We start from the raw sequence: 17,902 nt of genomic DNA, 5'->3' as shown, positions 1-17,902 counted from the left end.
GTTAATTCATGGCCTCCAGCTCTTGCTTGTACTCTTTGAAAGCACGGTAGATGCCTGAAGCCATATACGTTTGGTTCGTTTTATCGTTGAGGAAGGCTTCTTCCTTGGGGTTGGTCAGGAATCCTATCTCAATCAGGGCGCTGGGCATGGCAGATTTCCAGAGCACCAGAAAGCCCGCCTGCTTCACGCCTCTGCTGGAACGACCAATCTTTGATTTGAATTGCTGTTCCACCTTCTGGGCAAACCTTAGGCTGTTGTCCAGGTACGCGCTTTGATAGAGGCTGAACAAGATGTGGCTCTGGGGCGAGTTAGGGTTGAAGCCGTTGTACTTCTTCTCATAGTTGTCTTCCTGCAAAATAACCGAGTTCTCCCGCTTGGCCACCGCCAGGTTGCCGTTAGACGTGTGCAGCCCCATGGTGTAGGTCTCTGTGCCGTACGCCGCCGGAGGGCCGGCGTTGCAATGGATGGAGATAAAAAAGTCTGCGTGGTGCTTGTTGGCGATGCCGGCACGGTCAATCAACTCCACAAACGTGTCTGTCTTGCGGGTGTAGATCACCTTCACGTCGGGGAGGTTTTCTTCTATCTGCTTGCCCAGCTCCAGGGCTACTTTGAGGGCTACTTCCTTCTCTTTGGCCGAACTGCCGTGGCAGCCGCCGTCTTTGCCGCCGTGGCCGGCGTCAATCACCACCGTGCGTATTTTTATCTCCTTCCGCTCCAGGGTGGTGAAAGAACTGAGGAAAAAAAAGACGAGCAGGGTGAGAGAGACAATATTTTTCACGGTATGCGTTAGTTAAAAGCTATTGTTGATAACTTTGCATCTGAGAGTGTGCTTGCAATTGACTTTAACATACAAAGCCAGATTTTTAACGCGTTCTCAGTAACAAAATAACACAAATTTTACTTGATTCCGAAGAGACCCCTCCAGTTTTTGGCTATTCCCCTCTTTTTCTGGGTGGCCTTCTTGTCCGCCACGGAGGGAAACGCGCAGACGCGTCCTGCCAGCACTGATTCTGTCAAAGTCACCGTTGCGGCAGATTCTGTGCGCCGAGGTGACATTGAGACCACTATCAATTATAAGGCCAAAGATTCTATTCTCTATGACGCCGTGAACCAGATCATGTATCTGTACGGCACCGCGCACATTGACTATGGGGAGGTTTCTTTGGACGCTGACTTCATTCAGATTAACTGGAAAACCAACATTATAGACGCCCGCGGCACCCGCGACTCAACCGGCACACTGCAGGGCAAACCCCTTTTCAAAAGTGGTGAGGAAACCTATCAGGCTGAGACCATGGCCTACAATTTCAAGACCAAAAAGGGCCGGGTACTGGGTGCTGTCACCACGCAGGGCGAAGGCTTTATTCACGCCGAGACCATCAAGAAAAACGACCAGAACGAAATTTACGGCCAGCACGCCCGCTATACCACCTGTAATTTAGAGCACCCGCACTTCTACATCAAAGCTACCAAAATGAAAGTGATGCCCGGTGACCGCGTGGTAGCGGGGCCGTTCCACCTGGTCTTCGCTGATGTGCCCACGCCGTTTGGGTTTCCTTTCGGGTTTTTCCCTTCGCCTAAAACCAGGGGTTCCGGGGTGTTGATCCCCACGTTTGGGGAGTCCATGCAGCAGGGCTTCTACCTACGCGACGGCGGGTTCTACTGGGCATTGAATGAGTATATGGACCTGCGCCTGACCGGCGATATTTTCTCTTTGGGTGGCTACGGCGTGAGCGTGCAGTCTAACTACACCAAACGGTACAAGTACAGAGGCAACTTTTCTGTTAGGCACAACTACAACAAAGACCCCAACAATTTTAGGGCCGGTGCCACCGTGCGGGAAGCCTACCGGTTTAACAACACAGATAGCCGGGACATCTGGATTCAATGGGCGCACTCACCGGTTACTCTGCCGGGCAAGGGTCAGTTCTCAGCCAGTGTGAACGCTGGTAGCCGTTTTGCCAACCAACGAAATTTCACAACGCCCCAACAGGCACTTTCCACCAACTTCACCTCCAGCATCTCTTACGGAAAGAGCAGCCCCAACTCCCCCTTCTCTTACCGGGTCTCTATTACTCAAAATCAGTCTGTAGGCACCAATGTCTATAGGTACAAAGATAAGGAAGGCAAAGACCAGACCATTCAAGAAGAGGTGCAGCGCATGAGTATTACCTTGCCAGACATGTCATTTGGGGTGGCCAGCCAGAGCCCCATTGAGTGGTTTGGGGGTACTTTAACGGGCCGCTGGATTGAAGGCATACGCCTGGGCTATAACCTGAACCTTCGGCAAGACGTCACCAACGCCATTAACCGGAGCAGCGGCATAGGGTTCCCGTTCACCACCGCCGCACGCACAGACACCATTTTGGCCATCAACAGCAAAAACCTGTCTACCATTTTCAAAAACGCGCCGCTCACCATTAACCATGACATACCCCTCACCCTAGGAACCATCAACCTGTTCAAGCATTTCAAGCTGACCCCCAGCGTGAATTACCGTGAAAGCTGGACAACCAAAAAATTCACCTATAGCAGAATACCAGACTCCAACCTTATTAAAGTGGACACGGCCAGCGGCTTGCACCGGGTGTACCAATACAGCGGAGGCATGTCTTTGACCACCAACCTCTACGGCATCGCCCAGATTAACGGCAAAAAAGTGCAGGCCATCAGGCACACCATCACGCCCAACATCAGCTACAGCTACACGCCAGACTTCAGCAGGCCAGAGTTTGGGTTCTACCAGCGTGTGCAGGTAGACAGTACCGGAAACAGCCGGTTAACCTCCAGGTTTCCTCTAGGCACTAATTTACCGGGTTCGGGTTTGAACAGCAGCATCAGTTTTGGCATTCAGAACAACGTGGAGATGAAGGTGAAGACAGACAGCGCCGGGGTGTTCAAGAAAGTGAGCCTGATTGATCTGTTCTCTATTCAGGGAGCCTACAACATGGCCGCCGACTCCTTTAACCTGTCTAACATTAACGTGAACCTGAGCACCCGGCTGTTCAACACGTTTAGCTTTACCTCCAGCGCCATTTTTGACCCATATGCCTATGTGAACGGCCTACCCGTGAACCGGTTTTTGATTGAAGACGGTGGTTTCCGGTTGGCGCGCCTCACCAACATTAACGCTAACTTCAGCTTTGAGGCCAGCCCCAAAGCGCGGGAACAGCAGGAAAAATCTGGCATGCCACCGCCCACCACCTCTCCTATTTTGCAGCGCGGTCCTTCTGCCGCTGACTACATGGACTTCAACATTCCCTGGACCCTGAATGTAGGCTTCACGTCTAACTTCACCAGAGATCCGCGGCTAGACAAACTGGTCAATAATGCCACCTCGCTTGACTTGAACGGTTCTGTCACACTCACAGAGAAATGGGCGTTCAACTACACCACCGGGTATGACTTCAAGAACAAACTCTTGAGTTTCACCAACCTGGCCATCACCCGTGACCTGCACTGCTGGCAGATGAGCATTAACTGGGTACCCATTGGCGCTTACCAAAGCTACTCTATTAACATCAGTGCCAAGTCCTCTATGCTGCGCGACCTTAAGATCTCTCGTAGCGAATATTCTACCGGCCGTCCCTGGGGAAGATAAGTCTCAAGGTCTGCCCCAACTACTTCTTAAACCCGTTTTCGGGCTCATTTCTGGAAATGAGCCCGAAAACGGGTTTTGCTTTTACAGGTTTCTTTAACTTGTTTCTGCTGATGCATGTGCCATGATCCTCGCAATGTAACCTTAGCCGGAGCCCAGCAAAAATCTTCATTTCCTAACCATCGTTCTTAACGGTGCGCTTCTTACCTTTACCGCAGTCAAACGCAAACCCATTTGTATGTCGGTTCAAAAACGCGAGGTCAAGATTGTCACCACCCACCAATTGCAGAGCATGAAAGTGCGCGGCGAGAAAATCTCCATGCTCACCGCCTATGACTTCTCCATGGCTACCCTCCTGGACGCCGCCGGCACCGATGTGCTCTTGGTAGGCGACTCCGCCTCTAACGTGATGGCCGGCCACGAAACTACCTTGCCCATTACCCTGGACCAGATGATCTACCATGCCTCCAGCGTGGTGCGCGGCGTAAAACGCGCGTTTGTGGTGGTGGATTTGCCCTTCGGTTCTTACCAGGGGAATTCGTCTGAAGCGTTGCGCTCCGCCATCAGGATCATGAAAGAATCCGGGGCGCACGGCGTGAAACTGGAAGGCGGCGTGGAAATCAAAGACTCTGTCACTCGTATCTTGAGCGCTGGCGTTCCAGTGATGGGCCACTTGGGCTTGACCCCACAGTCTATCTATAAATTCGGGACGTATTCTGTGCGCGCCAAGGAAGAAGAGGAAGCCGAAAAACTTTTAGCCGATGCCCGCGTGCTCCAGGAATTGGGTTGCTTTGCCATTGTGCTGGAGAAAATACCGTCAACGTTGGCCAAGCGCGTGGCCGAGGAACTGGAAATCCCCATCATTGGCATTGGCGCCGGTCCGCACGTAGACGGGCAGGTGCTGGTGATCCATGATTTGCTGGGCATCACCAAAGAATTCAAGCCCCGTTTCCTGCGCCGCTACGCCGAACTCCACGAGACCATCACCAACGCCGTTACCAGCTACATCAAAGACGTAAAAGCACAGGACTTCCCTACGGCTGAGGAAGCCTATTAATTTAATTGTTGATTGCCCATTGTTGATTGTTTTTATCAGCAATAAACAATCAACCATAAACAATCAACAATTGAGCAAGCTAGACATCCTTCTGGAAGACAACCACTTGCTAGTGGTAAACAAACCCAGTGGAATGTTGGTGCAGGGCGATGAAACCGGTGATGTGCCGCTTTCTGAACTCGCCAAAGAATACCTGAAGGAGAAATACCAGAAGCCCGGCAACGTGTTTGTAGGCGTGGTGCACCGCTTAGACCGACCGGTAAGCGGCGTGGTGTTGTTGGCGAAGACCTCCAAAGCGCTCAGCCGCTTAAACGAGCAATTTAGCTCGCGCAAGACGCAGAAAACCTACTGGGCCCTCACGCAACGCGCGCCACAGCCAGAAGCTGGCACCCTGGTGCATTGGCTTATCAAAGACGCCGCCCGCAACGTGACCAAAGCACTCACCCAGGAAAAACCAGGCAGCCAACGTGCCGAACTCAGCTACCAACTTCTCACCTCGCACGCAGGCAAACATCTGATTGAAGTCATACCCATCACCGGTCGGCCGCACCAGATACGGGTGCAGCTGGCTTCGCTCAAATGCCCCATCTGGGGCGACCTCAAATACGGCGCGCCGGAACCCATGCCCAACAAAAGCATTTGCCTGCACGCCCGCGAACTGGGTTTTGAACATCCCGTGCTCAAGACCTGGATCACCGTACAAGCCCCGCCCCCATCTCTGCCCATCTGGCAACCTTTCCAACCCTAGGCATTCCGTTTTCGGGCTCATTTTCAGAAATGAGCCCGAAAACGGAAGCAACCAATTTCCATTCGGCTGAAAATCACGGCTTACATAGCAAAAGGATGATATATATCAGTTTAGGGGAATTTTAGCAAAAGGGCATTGCGGGGTTGGCGGAATGCGTTGTAGTTTTGTGAACTTATTTACGGGGCGGCTGTTTTACTCTGCAAGCAGCCTATCCGGTTCTACCATTTTACATTGCCCATCGCACCATGATTATCATTCTTTTCTTTGTAGCCCATTGGTACTTGTCCCTGTTTGTTCAGACCTTTTACCTGCACCGCTACGCCGCCCATAAAATGTTCACCATGAACATATTCTGGGAAAAATTCTTCTTCCTGCTCACCTACGTGAGCCAAGGTTCTTCTTATCTGTCGCCCAGGGCGTATGCCATCATGCACCGCATGCACCACGCGTTCTCAGACACGGAGCGTGACCCGCATTCGCCGCATTTCAGCAGCAACGCCTTCTCTATGATGTGGAAGACTAAGAACATCTACAATGACTTTTTGAACAACCGCACCGCGCCCGAGCAACGTTTTGACGGCAACTACCCTACCTGGCGCTTTCTGGAAAACATTGGCGACCACTGGGGTTCCCGTTTGGCCTGGGGCGTGATTTACGTTTTGATTTATATTAATTATGCTGAGTTCTGGTGGATGTACCTGCTCCTGCCTTTCCACTTTTTGATGGGCCCATTGCACGGCGCCATTGTGAACTGGAGCGGCCACAAATACGGCTACCAGAATTTCGACAATAATGACAAGTCCCGTAACTCCCTGTTCTTTGACTTCCTGACCGGCGGCGAGCTTTTCCAGAACAACCACCACAAACTGCCTAACCGCGTGAACTTCGGGGTGAAATGGTGGGAAGTAGACCCTACCTATCCGGTTATCTGGACATTAGATAAAATTGGCATCATTAAACTGAAGAAGGCCAGAGCGTAATCTCTGCTACTTGAAAAAAATAAGAAAAGCCTCGGCCAACGCCGGGGCTTTTTCTTTTTTCAGGCGGGCTTTATTCTTTCCAGCCGGCCAGTTTTCTGACCAGGTACTCCATGGGCCCTAGCTTAAAGTAGGCTGCATAGACAGCTGTTGCTACTACCTGACACGCCAAAAGCATTACATACACCAGCATCAATTGCCCCGGCGACAACGTGCCCATCAAACCAAAACCATAGCCGTATAGCAACAAGCTGAAGACTAAATTTTGCAGCAGATAATGCGTAAGCGTAAACTGACCCAGCTTTTGCAAGGGCGAAAGAATCTGAGGCAGCGCGAAGGGCAGCAAAGAATAACTCGCCACAAACCCGTAGAAGTAAACCGCCAGAAAACCATTCTTAAGCCAGCTTTGGGCAGGGTTCTCTTGCCCGCGCCAACTCATGACATGAAATAACAGCACCATGACAAGCACCACCCCGGCTTGCACTGCCAATGTTTTAAGGGCGATTGAAGGCCGTTGCAGTTTCTGCAAGAATCCGCTTTTAGCCACGGCGTACCCCAGCACCATAAAGGCGAAAATCTTGGCGTAAAACAGAAGAGCGTTCCACGTAAATACACTTTGACAATAGTCAGTTATTCTTGCGTTGGAAATTTCCCAAAAACTGCCTGTCTGGTAAATGGCGGGTGGCATGAGCTGCACGGTTGTGGATGGGAAAAGGCCAGCGCCTAAAAAACTAAAGGCTAAGAGCAAGGCACTTAAGGTTAGCAGCACCCTGACAGACAAGTTTCGGCAGAAAACCAGCAGCAAGCCCATGGCAGCGTATTGTAGCAACACATCGCCGGTCCAAACAAAAAGCACCTGCAATAGGCCTAATGCCAGAAAAACGCCTAATCTTTTAGTAAAATACAACGGCCCGTCTTTGGCTAAACTGAACGCGAAGGCAATCCCGAAGACCAGTGAAAAAATGGGGTAAAATTTGCCCCGTACCAGCAGCATCAAACCTGTGATCAAATAATGGTTGAGTCCTTCTGGATATTGGGTAGCATATTGCGCGAAGACTTCATTGGGGGAATGGATAGTAAATATATTTTCAAGGCCGATGCCCAGCAACGCAAACCCGCGCAGCATGTCCACCTGGGGCAGACGGCTACCCGTTTGGGGCAGTTGATTGGCAGTGTGAGACGGTTCCATTACCTTCGTTGCTTCTAATTGAGCCCAAGTTACATAAATCTATGCGGCAGCGCTTCTCTCCCTGGATTCCGTTATTTCTGCTAGGGGCGCTGGCCCTTTACGTAGCCACGGTAGAAATGCGCCCGGGCCGGCTCTACTTTCTGCTCAATTACCTGCTGTTCCAGGATAGTCTGACAAGCCTCCTCCTTTACCTGCTCACCTTCGCGGTATCAATTGGCAGCCTGCTTTTGCTGTGGTTCAACCAAAGCCGGAAATTATTTATCGGTTTCTTAGCCCTTCTAATCCCTAGCCTCACCATCAGTTTTGCCTATCGGTTAGTCACCGGTTATAATTTCATGTATTCAGATGCGGTGTTGGCCTGGAACAACTTGGCCCTGGCCAGTACAGCGGTACTAAATTACAGCAGTTCCCTTTTCCTTGCTTTGGCGGGCGCCGCTTTCATTGTTTTTATCTTATTAAAAGTCCGAAACCACGTAAAGTGGCGATCTGCACCCTCTACCGCCTTCATTTTCTTTCTTTCTGCTTTGGGGGCCTTCGCTTTTATAAAAACCAGCACCGGCGTAGTGGATGATTTTCCGGCTATGTACCGGGTACCGTTGACCTTGGCGGTGGCCGTTTCTGACCGAGTGCCACAACCGCAGCGGGAGCAAGTCACAATTCAGCCAATTGCCGAGGGCGTGCCCCATCTATTTCTTATTGTGGACGAAAGCATCACGGCCACCGAGCTGACGCTTTACAATCCGGGTTTAGCCACCACGCCCTTTCTGGCTTCCATACAGGAGCAGTTAAAGGATTTCGGGATTTCAAGGGCCTTTACCAACCAGAGCGGAGGCAGTAACCTAGCGTTATACAGTGGCGCGCAGCTTTCTGATTTGCCCGACAAAGCGTTTTCTCTGCTATCACGAAGCACCATTTTCCAGTTCGCCAAAAAAGCGGGTTACACCACGTATTACATAGATGCGCAACTCAATGACGGCCTGCAGAACTTCATGAGTCCGGAAGATTTGAAATACATTGACCATGTAGAACGTCCCGCCGGCGCGCACCCCAATGCGCCTTATTACCAGCGCGACATATTGGTGGCCGAACGACTTACGCAGTTAGCCAAGCACCCAAGCAAGGTTTTTGCCTACGTGGTGAAAGCGGGCGCCCATTGGCCCTATGGACAGACTTATCCAACTGATTCCACTTTTTTCATGCCTGCTTTGGCATCACGGAGCTTCTACAAAGACCCGGAACGCACCTTGAACACCTACCACAACGCCCTGCGCTGGACCGTTGATGAATTCTGGCGAAAAGTAACGCAAGGCATTTCCCCCCAAGACAGCACGGTGATTGTCTACACCTCAGACCACGGTCAGAATCTTTCCCAAGCCGGCATCAGCCTTACGCATGCCTCGGTGCATGAAACCTCTCCTCAGGAGGCGGCCGTCCCGCTTTGGATTTGGGACCCCGCCCAATTGGCACCTTCTACCGCATCCAAGGCTTTGATAGCAAGAACTGTTTTCAGCCACGCGCATATTTTCCCCAGTCTGCTGCAGTTGCAGGGCTATGCGCCAAGCTGGGTGCGTAAAAATTACGGACCGTCGCTGTTAGACACTTTGCCTTCCACATCTGGGGCAAACGTGTTTTTAGCGGGTGATATCTTCGGCCGCGGGCCGCATTCCTTGATTCCGTTTTATCCTTCAAAGGCAAATTGAAATAAATCCCGTTTTCGGCTTCATTTCCAGAAATGAGCCCAAAAACGGAAATCTGAAAACTACCTAGTCACCTACCAACTATCTCCCAAGCACTTGCGGAAGAATCAAATTATCTTCGTACATTTGCACCCCAATGCCGGACGGGTTCCGGCGACTTAACTAATTAGCTATGGCTGTTAAAATCAGACTGGCCCGCAGAGGCCGCAAAAAAGCTGCAATGTATGACATTGTAGTTGCAGATGCCCGTTCACCACGTGATGGTCGTTTCATTGAGAAACTGGGTACGTACAACCCCTTAACCAACCCCGCCACAATCAACTTCAATGAAGACAAGGCGCTGGAGTGGGTATTGAAAGGCGCGCAGCCTACTGACACCGTAAAAGCCATGCTTTCTTACACCGGTGTTATGTTCAGAAAACACTTACAGATTGGTGTGTTGAAAGGTGCTGTAACGCAGGAGGCGGCAGATGCCCGTTACCAGGAGTGGAAAGACGCCAAAGACGCTAAAATCTCTGGCAAAGTAGAGAAATTAGGTTCAGATAAAGCTGCTAAGAGACAAGCTGCTCTTGACGCTGAGGCAAAAGTAAACGCTGCCCGCGCTGAAGCTATCCAAAAGAAAAACACACCTGCACCAGAGCCGGTAGCTGAAGAAGCTCCTGCCGCTGAAGCTGAAGGCGAAGCCACCGAAGGTGCCGCTGACGCTCCTGCTGCTGACGCAACTGAAGAAGCACAAGCTTAATTCTACCTTGCCATGAACTTAGATGCCTGCTTCCAGCTAGGGTACATCATGAAGACGCATGGCACCAAAGGCCAGGTAGTCGCGTTTTTTGACGTGGACTTCCCCGAGGAATACGATGAATTGGAATCAGTTTTTCTGTTGATCAACGGAAAGCTGGTTCCTTTTTTCATTGAGGCCCTCAACCCCCAGGACCGCGGCCGCAGCATCATCAGGTTTGAAGATGTGAAGTCCGTACAAGAGGCCGAGAAACTCAAAGGCACCGCCATTTACCTGCCCCTGAACCAACTGCCTGAACTGGAAGATGATCAATTCTACTTCCATGAGGTGATTGGTTACACCGTGGTAGATGAAACCTTAGGCGAGCTGGGCGTGGTACAGACGTTCTTTGACTTGCCCAACCAAGATTTGCTGGCCATGGACTACCAGGGCCACGAAGTCTTGATTCCGGTGCAGGACGAGATTGTGCTCCGCACGAACAAGGAAGAACGTAAAATTTACGTGAACCTACCCGAGGGACTTCTGGAGGTCTACACCCAACCTTCTAACCGCCAGTTAGAGGAACCGCCTATTGACGGCGAGGAAGACGAGGACGATGACACGGTTTGATATCATTACCTGCCAACCCCATTTACTGGACGGCCCCTTCAGTCATTCTATCTTAAAACGTGCCCAGGACAAAGGCCTGGTGGAAGTGCAGCTGCACGACCTTCGGCAATACGCCATCAACAAGCACGGGCAGATAGATGATTACGCCTTCGGCGGAGGAGCCGGCATGGTCTTGATGGTGGAACCCATTGCCAAGTGCATACGGGAACTACAAGCCCAGCGCCCCTATGACGCGGTGATTTACATGACCCCAGACGGCCAGACGCTGAACCAGCCCATGGCCAACCGGTTGTCACTGCTGCAGAACATCATCATTCTGTGCGGCCATTACAAAGGCGTGGACCAACGCGTGCGCGACCTGTTTGTGACCCATGAAATCAGCATTGGGGACTACGTGTTGTCGGGTGGAGAACTAGCCGCGGCGGTCTTGGCAGACTCCATCATCAGAATTCTGCCAGGCGTGTTGAATGACGAAAGCAGTGCGCTCTCAGACTCTTTCCAGGACAATTTGCTGGCGCCGCCGGTATACAGCCGCCCCGCAGATTTTGAGGGACACGGCGTACCGGAGATTCTTTTGTCTGGCAATACGCCCAAAGTAGAGGAGTGGCGCTTTGAGCAGGCCGTGGCCAGAACGCAGGCCTTACGTCCTGATTTGCTGAACCCTTTATAAAAAAAGTGGTTCTTGATTTACATTTAAAAAAATAAATTCTATCTTTGCAATCCGAATTTTGCAGATAAAATAGACACTATACCATAGTCATGAGCGAATTAATCAAATTAGTACAGCAGGAATACGCTGAGAAGCGCGCGTCTATCCCTTCTTTTGCTGCTGGCGACACCGTGAACATCCACGTGAAAATACGTGAAGGTAACAAAGAGCGTATCCAGCAATTCCAAGGCGTGGTGCTGCAACGCAGAAATGCAGGCTCTACTGGTGAGACGTTCACCGTTAGAAAAGTGTCTAACCAAATCGGTACTGAGCGTATTTTCCCGGTTCTTTCTCCTAACATTGAGAAAATTGAGGTAATCCGCCGCGGTAAAGTGAGAAGAGCCCGTCTGTTCTACTTGAGAGGTCTGTCTGGTAAGGCTGCCCGTATCAAAGAAAGAAGAGGATAGGACTTCCCTTCCCCTAGATTTCCCTAGTTTTAGTTTCAGAAAAGCCGGTCTCAACAGACCGGCTTTTTTTGTTGTTGATTGCTGATTGTTTTTAAAGTCTGGTGCAGCGAGTTCTCCCCTTCTTTTCGCTGGTTTAGGTTTCCAGATTCGTTGGCACCCACTCATGTGTTTTTGGCTTCGTTTCCAGAAATGAGCCCCAAAACGCATTTTGAACAATCAGCCGTAAACAACCAACAATTAAAGATTTCTACGTAGACTTGTTTTTTGACACGAACCGAAGAACATGCAACAGAACCGTTGGAATTTAGAAGGCCGCCGGGCCCTGGTCACGGGTGGTACCAAAGGAATAGGCGCCGCCATTGCTGAAGAATTATTGACGTTGGGAGCCGAAGTCTTGATTGTGGCCCGCAAGGAACTGGACGTGAACCAGGCCGTGACCAGCTGGCGCAGCCGGGGCCTGAACGCCTCTGGCATGGTAGCCGACGTAAGCCTGCCCGCCGATCGCCACAACCTGATTCAACTGATAGAAAATACGTGGGGCCGGCTGGACATTCTGGTGAACAACGTGGGTACCAACGTGCGCAAGAAAGTAAAGGAATACAGCCCAGAGGAATACAACTTTCTGCTGCAGACCAACCTGACCTCAGCGTTTGAGCTGTGCCGCTTGTCCTATCCCTTGCTGCAGGGGTCAGAACAGGGCAATGTAATCAATGTGTCGTCGGTGGCGGGGTTGGGACATTTGCGCACGGGCGCTATCTACGGCATGACCAAGGCGGCGCTGGTGCAGCTCTCCAAAAACCTGGCCGTGGAATGGGCCGCAGACAAGATTAGGGTGAACTGCGTGGCGCCCTGGTACATCAGAACACCCTTGGCCGAAACCGTGCTGCAGAACCCAGAATTCCTGAAAAGCGTGCTGGACCGCACCCCGCTCAAGAGCATTGGCAACCCCGAGGATGTGGCGGCTGCCGTGGCGTTTTTGTGCATGCCCGCCGCTGCGTACATTACCGGCCAATGCCTGGCGGTAGACGGTGGCTTTAGTGTGAATTTGTTTTCTGAGTAAGCGATTTGTTTCCTGGGATATTTCAGGAAGAAAAAGCAAAACCCGTTTTCGGGCTCGTTTCAAGAAATGAGCCCGAAAACGGGTTTTTAGCTAAACATCAAAGTTGCCAGAAAAGAAGACTCCCTGAAAAGCCTACTTTGCGCCATCCCTTCTCCCTCTGGGAGAAGGTTAGGATGAGGGAGATTCAATAAACTGATTTTGAAGAATAAACCCTCACCCTAGCCCTCTCCCAGAGGGAGAGGGGATTTTTGGAATGTGTGCTAGAAAAAGAGGCGAGCAAGAATTTTTTAGTTCGCTCACAAGATTCCTTCAGAATGACAAAAGGAATGAATCTTGTGTGGTGATTTAACTGTCCAGAAATTCACTTCTGCATCAACGTCACCAACGCCTGGTAATAATTCTCAAGTGCGGGTTCATGGGTGTGCAGGAATAGGAACGGCTCAATTAATTCCAGTTCCATCAGTTGCAATTCTCCGTCCACGTCAATGCCGTCTACGCGGGCGTACAGGCAGCCTTGGGCAAACAGGTCTATCAGTTTCTGGGCTTGGGGCAATAGATGCACAGGAGCTTCCTGCGGATGGATGGTGCCCCCGAAGAAATGCTGCACCCTGAAATCGCCGGCCTTGGCAGACTTTAGCACAGTGTGGCTATAATTGCCGTTGAAAAATAAGAACGACCACTCCCCTTCTTCCTGAATCTGCGGCATGAACGGCTGGGCCAGGTAATCTTCAGAAACCAACAGTTCCTGCAACTTCGTCAACACTTCTTGCTGCTGGGCATGCTTCACTATAAAAGTGTTTTTAGCGCCACCGCTTACCGTGGGTTTGATGATGATTTTGTCTGTGTTGAATTTCGTGTAAAACTGCTCTAAGTCCACGACTTGTCCGCGCTTGAGCAACGCGGTGGGCACAATGGGCAAACCCGATTCCTGGATTTCCAGCAGGTAATGTTTGTCGGCGTTCCATTTCACGGTGGAGATGGGGTTGAGCGTGCGAAGGCCCACGTTTTCCATCTTCTCTAGCCACGCCTGGAATTGGTCAAACTTGTCAAAATAATCCCACGGCGATTTAAAAAGAGCCAGATCATATTGCTGCCAGTTCACGTTGGGGTCATCCCAGACCTCGGGGGTGATGTCAAGGCCTTTGGAGGTGAGGTAACTGGTGAGCACGCCGTCTTCTGCGCTGCTCACCGAACCGTAGCTGTGAATTTCAGAATAGGTAACTAAGGCTAGTTTCAAAGCAAAGAAAGGGTTAGAAGTTTTTTTATGGGTTTCCGTTTTTGGCTCCGTTTCTGAAAATGAGCCCGAAAACGGTTATTTTTTCAATGGATTGGCCAGGTATTCCACGGCTAGTGTGGCCAAGGCTTTCACACCCAACTTCATGCCGCTTTCGTCTATGAAAAAATCTGGCGTATGGTGCGAGGGAGCCGTTGCAGGATGCTGACCTTTCGGCATACCGCCTAAAAAGAGATACAGACCCGGAATTTGTTGCTGGAAATAAGCGAAGTCCTCGGCAATGGTCACGGGTTTGGTCAGTTTCACGTTGGCAGACCCGGCGGCGCGTTGCAGGGCAGACAGCATGTGGGCGGTGAGCGCTTCGTGGTTATAGGTCACGGGCGTCATCTCCTGAATGGAAACCTCCGCCGTGGCGCCCGCGCCGGTGGCAATACCGTTGACTGTTTGCCGTAAGCGTTCATGAATCTTTTGCTGCATGGGCACGTCCAGCGCCCGGATGGTGCCAATCATCTCCACCTGGCTGGGCACAATGTTGGCGCGCACCCCGCCATTGATGGCACCCACCGTTAAGATAGCTGCGGCATTGGTCACGTCCAGGCTTCGGCTCACAATGGTCTGCAGGGCGGTGATAATGTACGCCGAGGTCACCACTGGGTCCACGCCCATCCAAGGGGTGCCGCCGTGGGCCTGCTGGCCTTTCACGGTGATTTTGAAGTTGTCTGAGCTGGCCATCATGCCTTGCGGACGGTACGCGATGGTGCCCACCTCCACGTCTGAGCGTATGTGCAGCCCGAAAATGGCGTCCACTTTCGGGTTTTGGAGCACTCCTTCCTGCACCATCAGTTTCGCACCGCCTACTTGTCCGGGCGCGGAACCTTCTTCGGCGGGCTGAAACACGAATTTCACGGTGCCTTTCAGGTCTTTCTTGAGGCTGCTGAGCACTTCGGCCACGCCCATGAGCATGGCCACGTGGGCGTCATGGCCACAGGCATGCATCACGCCCACTTGTTGGCCCTCAAAGGTGGTCTTCACTTTTGACGTGAACGGCAGGTTATGCGTATTGTTCTCGGTCACTGGCAGCGCATCCATATCGGCGCGCAGCGCGACTACAGGGCCGGGCTTTCCGCCTTTTAAGATTGCCACCACGCCGGTTCTGGCGACGCCGGTCTGCACGTCCAGGCCCAGGGCTTTGAGGTGCTTGGCGATTTTCTCAGCGGTCTTGACTTCGAAGTTTCCCAACTCGGGATTTTGGTGCAGTTCGCGGCGCCACTGAATGACCTTGGGCTCAATCTTGTCTGCGAGCTGGGCAATCTGGGCCTGTAAGTCCTGCGCCTGAGCCAAAGCAGGAAAATTGATTAAAGCCAGCGCGAATATTATCTGGAGAAGTTTCTGGAGAGACATAGCGAGTTTCCGTTTTCGGGCTCCATTTCAGAAACGGGCCCGAAAACAAAGGTACGCGGTGGAGGTGGGAAAAGGAATTTTGGGTGGGGTTATAGAGTGAAGGAAATAGGGAAGGCTAGCGAATTCATTTACATTTCTAGAGAATCTAGTTAAATCTCTTTGAGTGCTTAATCTGACTTAAAACATGTTCCTGATAATCTTCTTTCGAATTATATTTAAATATATATTCATTAAAAATCTTATAAGTTTCGCCCCCTTGATTAATTTCTAATGCCACAAGAATTTTTCTTGCATTAATAACATCTATGCTTCCATATACATCAAAGAAACTGCTTGCTAGACTCAAAAGAATAAGTTCGTGCCATTTCTTATCAGCTATTAACTTAAAATAAAGTTCTTCTTTCTTAAAATATGGAACTGGGCCAGATATTGGTAGAACAGCTTCAATTATTTTTTCATTAGAACTATTGTTTATTAATTCCTCCCAAGCTTCATCACCAGTATCAGAACTTCCAAAGAAATCTACCCATAAGGAGTACTCAATTTGTTCTTTATGGCATAACATGTTAGAGTTTAGGTAGAATTTATATTTACTCCAAAATATGCTTTTGTTTAGACTAGAAAATTCCTTGTAATGCACAGCCCAGTGAAGCGCACTTCCATATGATGGATTTTCTTCAAAAAACTGGAATGATAAATTAATCTTATCAGTAATAGATAAACTAGATGAATTGTCCCAGATGAAGTAAGAAACTTCTCCAGAATCCTTTTCTTCCAAATTATTAGACTTGATAAATAAGTTTAAATCCATCATGTTAAAATTACTTTCCTACTTCTTCATCGGGTTATTCAAATAATCTACGGCCATGTACGCCAGCGTGCGCATGCCCAGCTTCATCCCGCTTTCGTCTATGAAAAAATCTGGGGTGTGGTGCGAAGGCGCTTTGGACGGGTCCTGACCTTTGGGCATACCGCCTACAAACAGGTACACGCCCGGCACTTTCTCCTGGAAAAACGCGAAGTCCTCGGCCCCGGTCACGGCTTTGGTGAGGTGTACGTTGGGTTTGCCTGCTACGCGCTCCAGGGTGGGCAGCATGTGCGCGGTGAGGGCAACGTGGTTGTAGGTGACGGGCGTCTGTTTGGTGATGGTCACTTCGGCGGTGGCCCCGGCGCTGGCGGCAATGAGCTCGGCGGTGCGTTTCAGTTTCTCGTGGAGTTGCTGTTGCATGGTAGCGTCCAGGGATCGGATGGTGCCGATCATCTCCACTTCCTCCGGAATAATGTTGGAACGCACGCCGCCATGGATAGCGCCCACCGTAATCACGGCCGCGTCTGAGGTGAGTTCCATCTGCCGGCTCACAATGGTCTGAATGCCGTTGATAATCTGCGCCGACACCACAATGGGGTCAATACTGGACCAGGGATACGCACCGTGCGCCTGTCTGCCCTTCACCTTGATCTTGAAATTGTCTGAGCTGGCCATGGTGCCCATGGGCCGGTATTTCATGGTGCCTACCTCAGTGGCGGCGTTGATATGAATCCCGAAGATGGCGTCAACGGTGGGGTTGCTCAGCACGCCTTGGCGTACCATGAGGTCAGCGCCGCCTTCCTCGCCGGCTGGGGCTCCTTCTTCAGCGGGCTGAAAAATAAACTTGATGGTGCCTTTGATGTCTTTTTTGTGCTGCACCAGGATTTCGGCGGCGCCCATGAGCATGGCCACGTGCGTGTCATGGCCGCAAGCGTGCATCACGTCCACTTCCTGGTTGTTGAACGTGGTGCGCACTTTAGAAGCAAACGGCAGGCTGTTGCGCTCGGTCACGGGCAGGGCATCCATATCGGCGCGCAGGGCGACTACGGGGCCAGGCTGACCGCCTTTTAAGATGGCCACTACGCCGGTTTTGGCTACTCCGGTCTGCACTTCCAGGCCCAAAGATTTTAGATGGGCGGCAATTTTCTCTGCGGTCTTCACCTCGCGGTTGCTCAGTTCGGGGAACTGGTGGAAATCGCGGCGCCACTGGATGACTTTGGGTTCCAGCTTGTCGGCGAGTTGGTCAATCTGGCTGTGCAGGTTACTTTTCTGGGCGTGCGCCGAAGCAACAGAAGCCAGCGTGAAGAGCGCCAAGGCGCATTTTTTGGGCGAGAACATGGGTGTTGTTTGGTTAGGTTGGTGCGAGGACGTTACAGCAAAGAATTCCGTTTTTGGCTTCGTTTTCAGAAATGAGCCCAGAAACGCATCTAAAATACAGGCTGGCGCGCAGAAAGCATAATCTAGTTTTGCCTTTCCGTTTTTGGCTTCGTTTTCATAAATGAGCCCGAAAACGGCAATCCATCTTCATAACAGGCCGGAAGATGAACGCAGAAACCAGAAATACAGGCCTTGGCTTGCCGGGGACAAGCCAAGAAAACGGGAAAGCCCTTCCAATCTGGAAATTTCCTCCTTCCCCAAGTTATTATTCAAAAGGAATGTAAACGGCCGA

General features: G+C 51.1%; 16 protein-coding genes. 10 read left to right on the top strand and 6 right to left on the bottom strand.

Annotation, left to right across the window (positions count from 1 at the left end; genetic code table 11):
- Window position 1 precedes the first annotated feature (1 nt).
- Window positions 2–778 (bottom strand): N-acetylmuramoyl-L-alanine amidase, encoded by a 777-nt coding sequence (locus tag IMY23_RS17900; protein ID WP_192823387.1) that lies wholly within the window; start codon window positions 776–778, stop codon window positions 2–4.
- Window positions 779–928: 150 nt separating this feature from the next.
- On the opposite strand from IMY23_RS17900, the gene IMY23_RS17895 reads away from it, so the two are divergent.
- The 4 genes from IMY23_RS17895 (at window position 929) to IMY23_RS17880 (ending at window position 6,383) form a co-directional block, all read left to right on the top strand.
- Window positions 929–3,601, top strand: a complete 2,673-nt coding sequence (locus IMY23_RS17895) for a putative LPS assembly protein LptD (RefSeq protein WP_192823386.1) — start codon at window positions 929–931, stop codon at window positions 3,599–3,601.
- Between the two features lie 235 nt (window positions 3,602–3,836).
- Complete coding sequence (gene panB, locus IMY23_RS17890) at window positions 3,837–4,655, top strand: 3-methyl-2-oxobutanoate hydroxymethyltransferase (RefSeq protein ID WP_192823385.1); 819 nt, start codon at window positions 3,837–3,839, stop codon at window positions 4,653–4,655.
- A 70-nt stretch (window positions 4,656–4,725) separates the two neighbouring features.
- Window positions 4,726–5,403, top strand: coding sequence for an RluA family pseudouridine synthase (locus tag IMY23_RS17885; protein ID WP_225986546.1), 678 nt, complete (start codon window positions 4,726–4,728; stop codon window positions 5,401–5,403).
- Window positions 5,404–5,648: 245 nt separating this feature from the next.
- Window positions 5,649–6,383, top strand: coding sequence for an acyl-CoA desaturase (locus tag IMY23_RS17880; protein WP_192823384.1), 735 nt, complete (start codon window positions 5,649–5,651; stop codon window positions 6,381–6,383).
- A gap of 70 nt (window positions 6,384–6,453) precedes the next feature.
- Here the strand turns inward: IMY23_RS17880 and IMY23_RS17875 are convergent, their stop codons facing one another.
- On the bottom strand, window positions 6,454–7,569 hold the full coding sequence (locus IMY23_RS17875) for a DUF418 domain-containing protein (protein WP_192823383.1): 1,116 nt from the start codon (window positions 7,567–7,569) through the stop codon (window positions 6,454–6,456).
- A 41-nt stretch (window positions 7,570–7,610) separates the two neighbouring features.
- Here IMY23_RS17875 and IMY23_RS17870 point away from each other — a divergent pair, with 41 nt between their 5' ends.
- The 6 genes from IMY23_RS17870 (at window position 7,611) to IMY23_RS17845 (ending at window position 12,790) form a co-directional block, all read left to right on the top strand.
- Window positions 7,611–9,269 carry a sulfatase-like hydrolase/transferase gene (locus IMY23_RS17870; RefSeq protein ID WP_192823382.1) on the top strand — a complete coding sequence of 553 codons (1,659 nt, stop codon included), beginning with the start codon at window positions 7,611–7,613 and terminating at the stop codon, window positions 9,267–9,269.
- Between the two features lie 169 nt (window positions 9,270–9,438).
- A complete protein-coding gene (locus tag IMY23_RS17865; RefSeq protein WP_192823381.1) occupies window positions 9,439–10,008 on the top strand; it encodes a 30S ribosomal protein S16 in 570 nt (189 codons plus the stop codon).
- A gap of 12 nt (window positions 10,009–10,020) precedes the next feature.
- Window positions 10,021–10,614: a ribosome maturation factor RimM gene (rimM, locus tag IMY23_RS17860; RefSeq protein WP_192823380.1), complete on the top strand. Its 594-nt coding sequence runs from the start codon at window positions 10,021–10,023 to the stop codon at window positions 10,612–10,614.
- Window positions 10,601–11,284, top strand: coding sequence for a tRNA (guanosine(37)-N1)-methyltransferase TrmD (trmD, locus tag IMY23_RS17855; RefSeq protein ID WP_192823379.1), 684 nt, complete (start codon window positions 10,601–10,603; stop codon window positions 11,282–11,284). Before rimM ends, trmD begins: the two co-directional genes overlap by 14 nt.
- A gap of 89 nt (window positions 11,285–11,373) precedes the next feature.
- On the top strand, window positions 11,374–11,730 hold the full coding sequence (rplS, locus tag IMY23_RS17850; protein ID WP_192823378.1) for a 50S ribosomal protein L19: 357 nt from the start codon (window positions 11,374–11,376) through the stop codon (window positions 11,728–11,730).
- Between the two features lie 283 nt (window positions 11,731–12,013).
- Entirely contained in the window at window positions 12,014–12,790 is a 777-nt protein-coding gene (locus IMY23_RS17845) for an SDR family oxidoreductase (RefSeq protein WP_192823377.1), read from the top strand.
- 361 nt (window positions 12,791–13,151) lie between these two features.
- Here the strand turns inward: IMY23_RS17845 and IMY23_RS17840 are convergent, their stop codons facing one another.
- From IMY23_RS17840 to IMY23_RS17825, 4 genes are all read right to left on the bottom strand, one after another.
- Window positions 13,152–14,027, bottom strand: coding sequence for a RimK family alpha-L-glutamate ligase (locus IMY23_RS17840; protein WP_192823376.1), 876 nt, complete (start codon window positions 14,025–14,027; stop codon window positions 13,152–13,154).
- Between the two features lie 75 nt (window positions 14,028–14,102).
- Window positions 14,103–15,425, bottom strand: coding sequence for an amidohydrolase (locus IMY23_RS17835; protein ID WP_192823375.1), 1,323 nt, complete (start codon window positions 15,423–15,425; stop codon window positions 14,103–14,105).
- 145 nt (window positions 15,426–15,570) lie between these two features.
- Window positions 15,571–16,239, bottom strand: coding sequence for a hypothetical protein (locus IMY23_RS17830; protein ID WP_192823374.1), 669 nt, complete (start codon window positions 16,237–16,239; stop codon window positions 15,571–15,573).
- Between the two features lie 15 nt (window positions 16,240–16,254).
- The gene (locus IMY23_RS17825; RefSeq protein WP_192823373.1) at window positions 16,255–17,571 is read right to left on the bottom strand and encodes an amidohydrolase; all 1,317 of its coding nucleotides are present in this window, start codon (window positions 17,569–17,571) and stop codon (window positions 16,255–16,257) included.
- Window positions 17,572–17,902 lie beyond the last annotated feature (331 nt).

The organism is Rufibacter sp. LB8, from assembly GCF_014876185.1.
In the GTDB taxonomy this organism is placed as follows: Bacteria; Bacteroidota; Bacteroidia; order Cytophagales; family Hymenobacteraceae; genus Nibribacter.
This window is presented reverse-complemented; position numbering and strand designations above follow the sequence as displayed.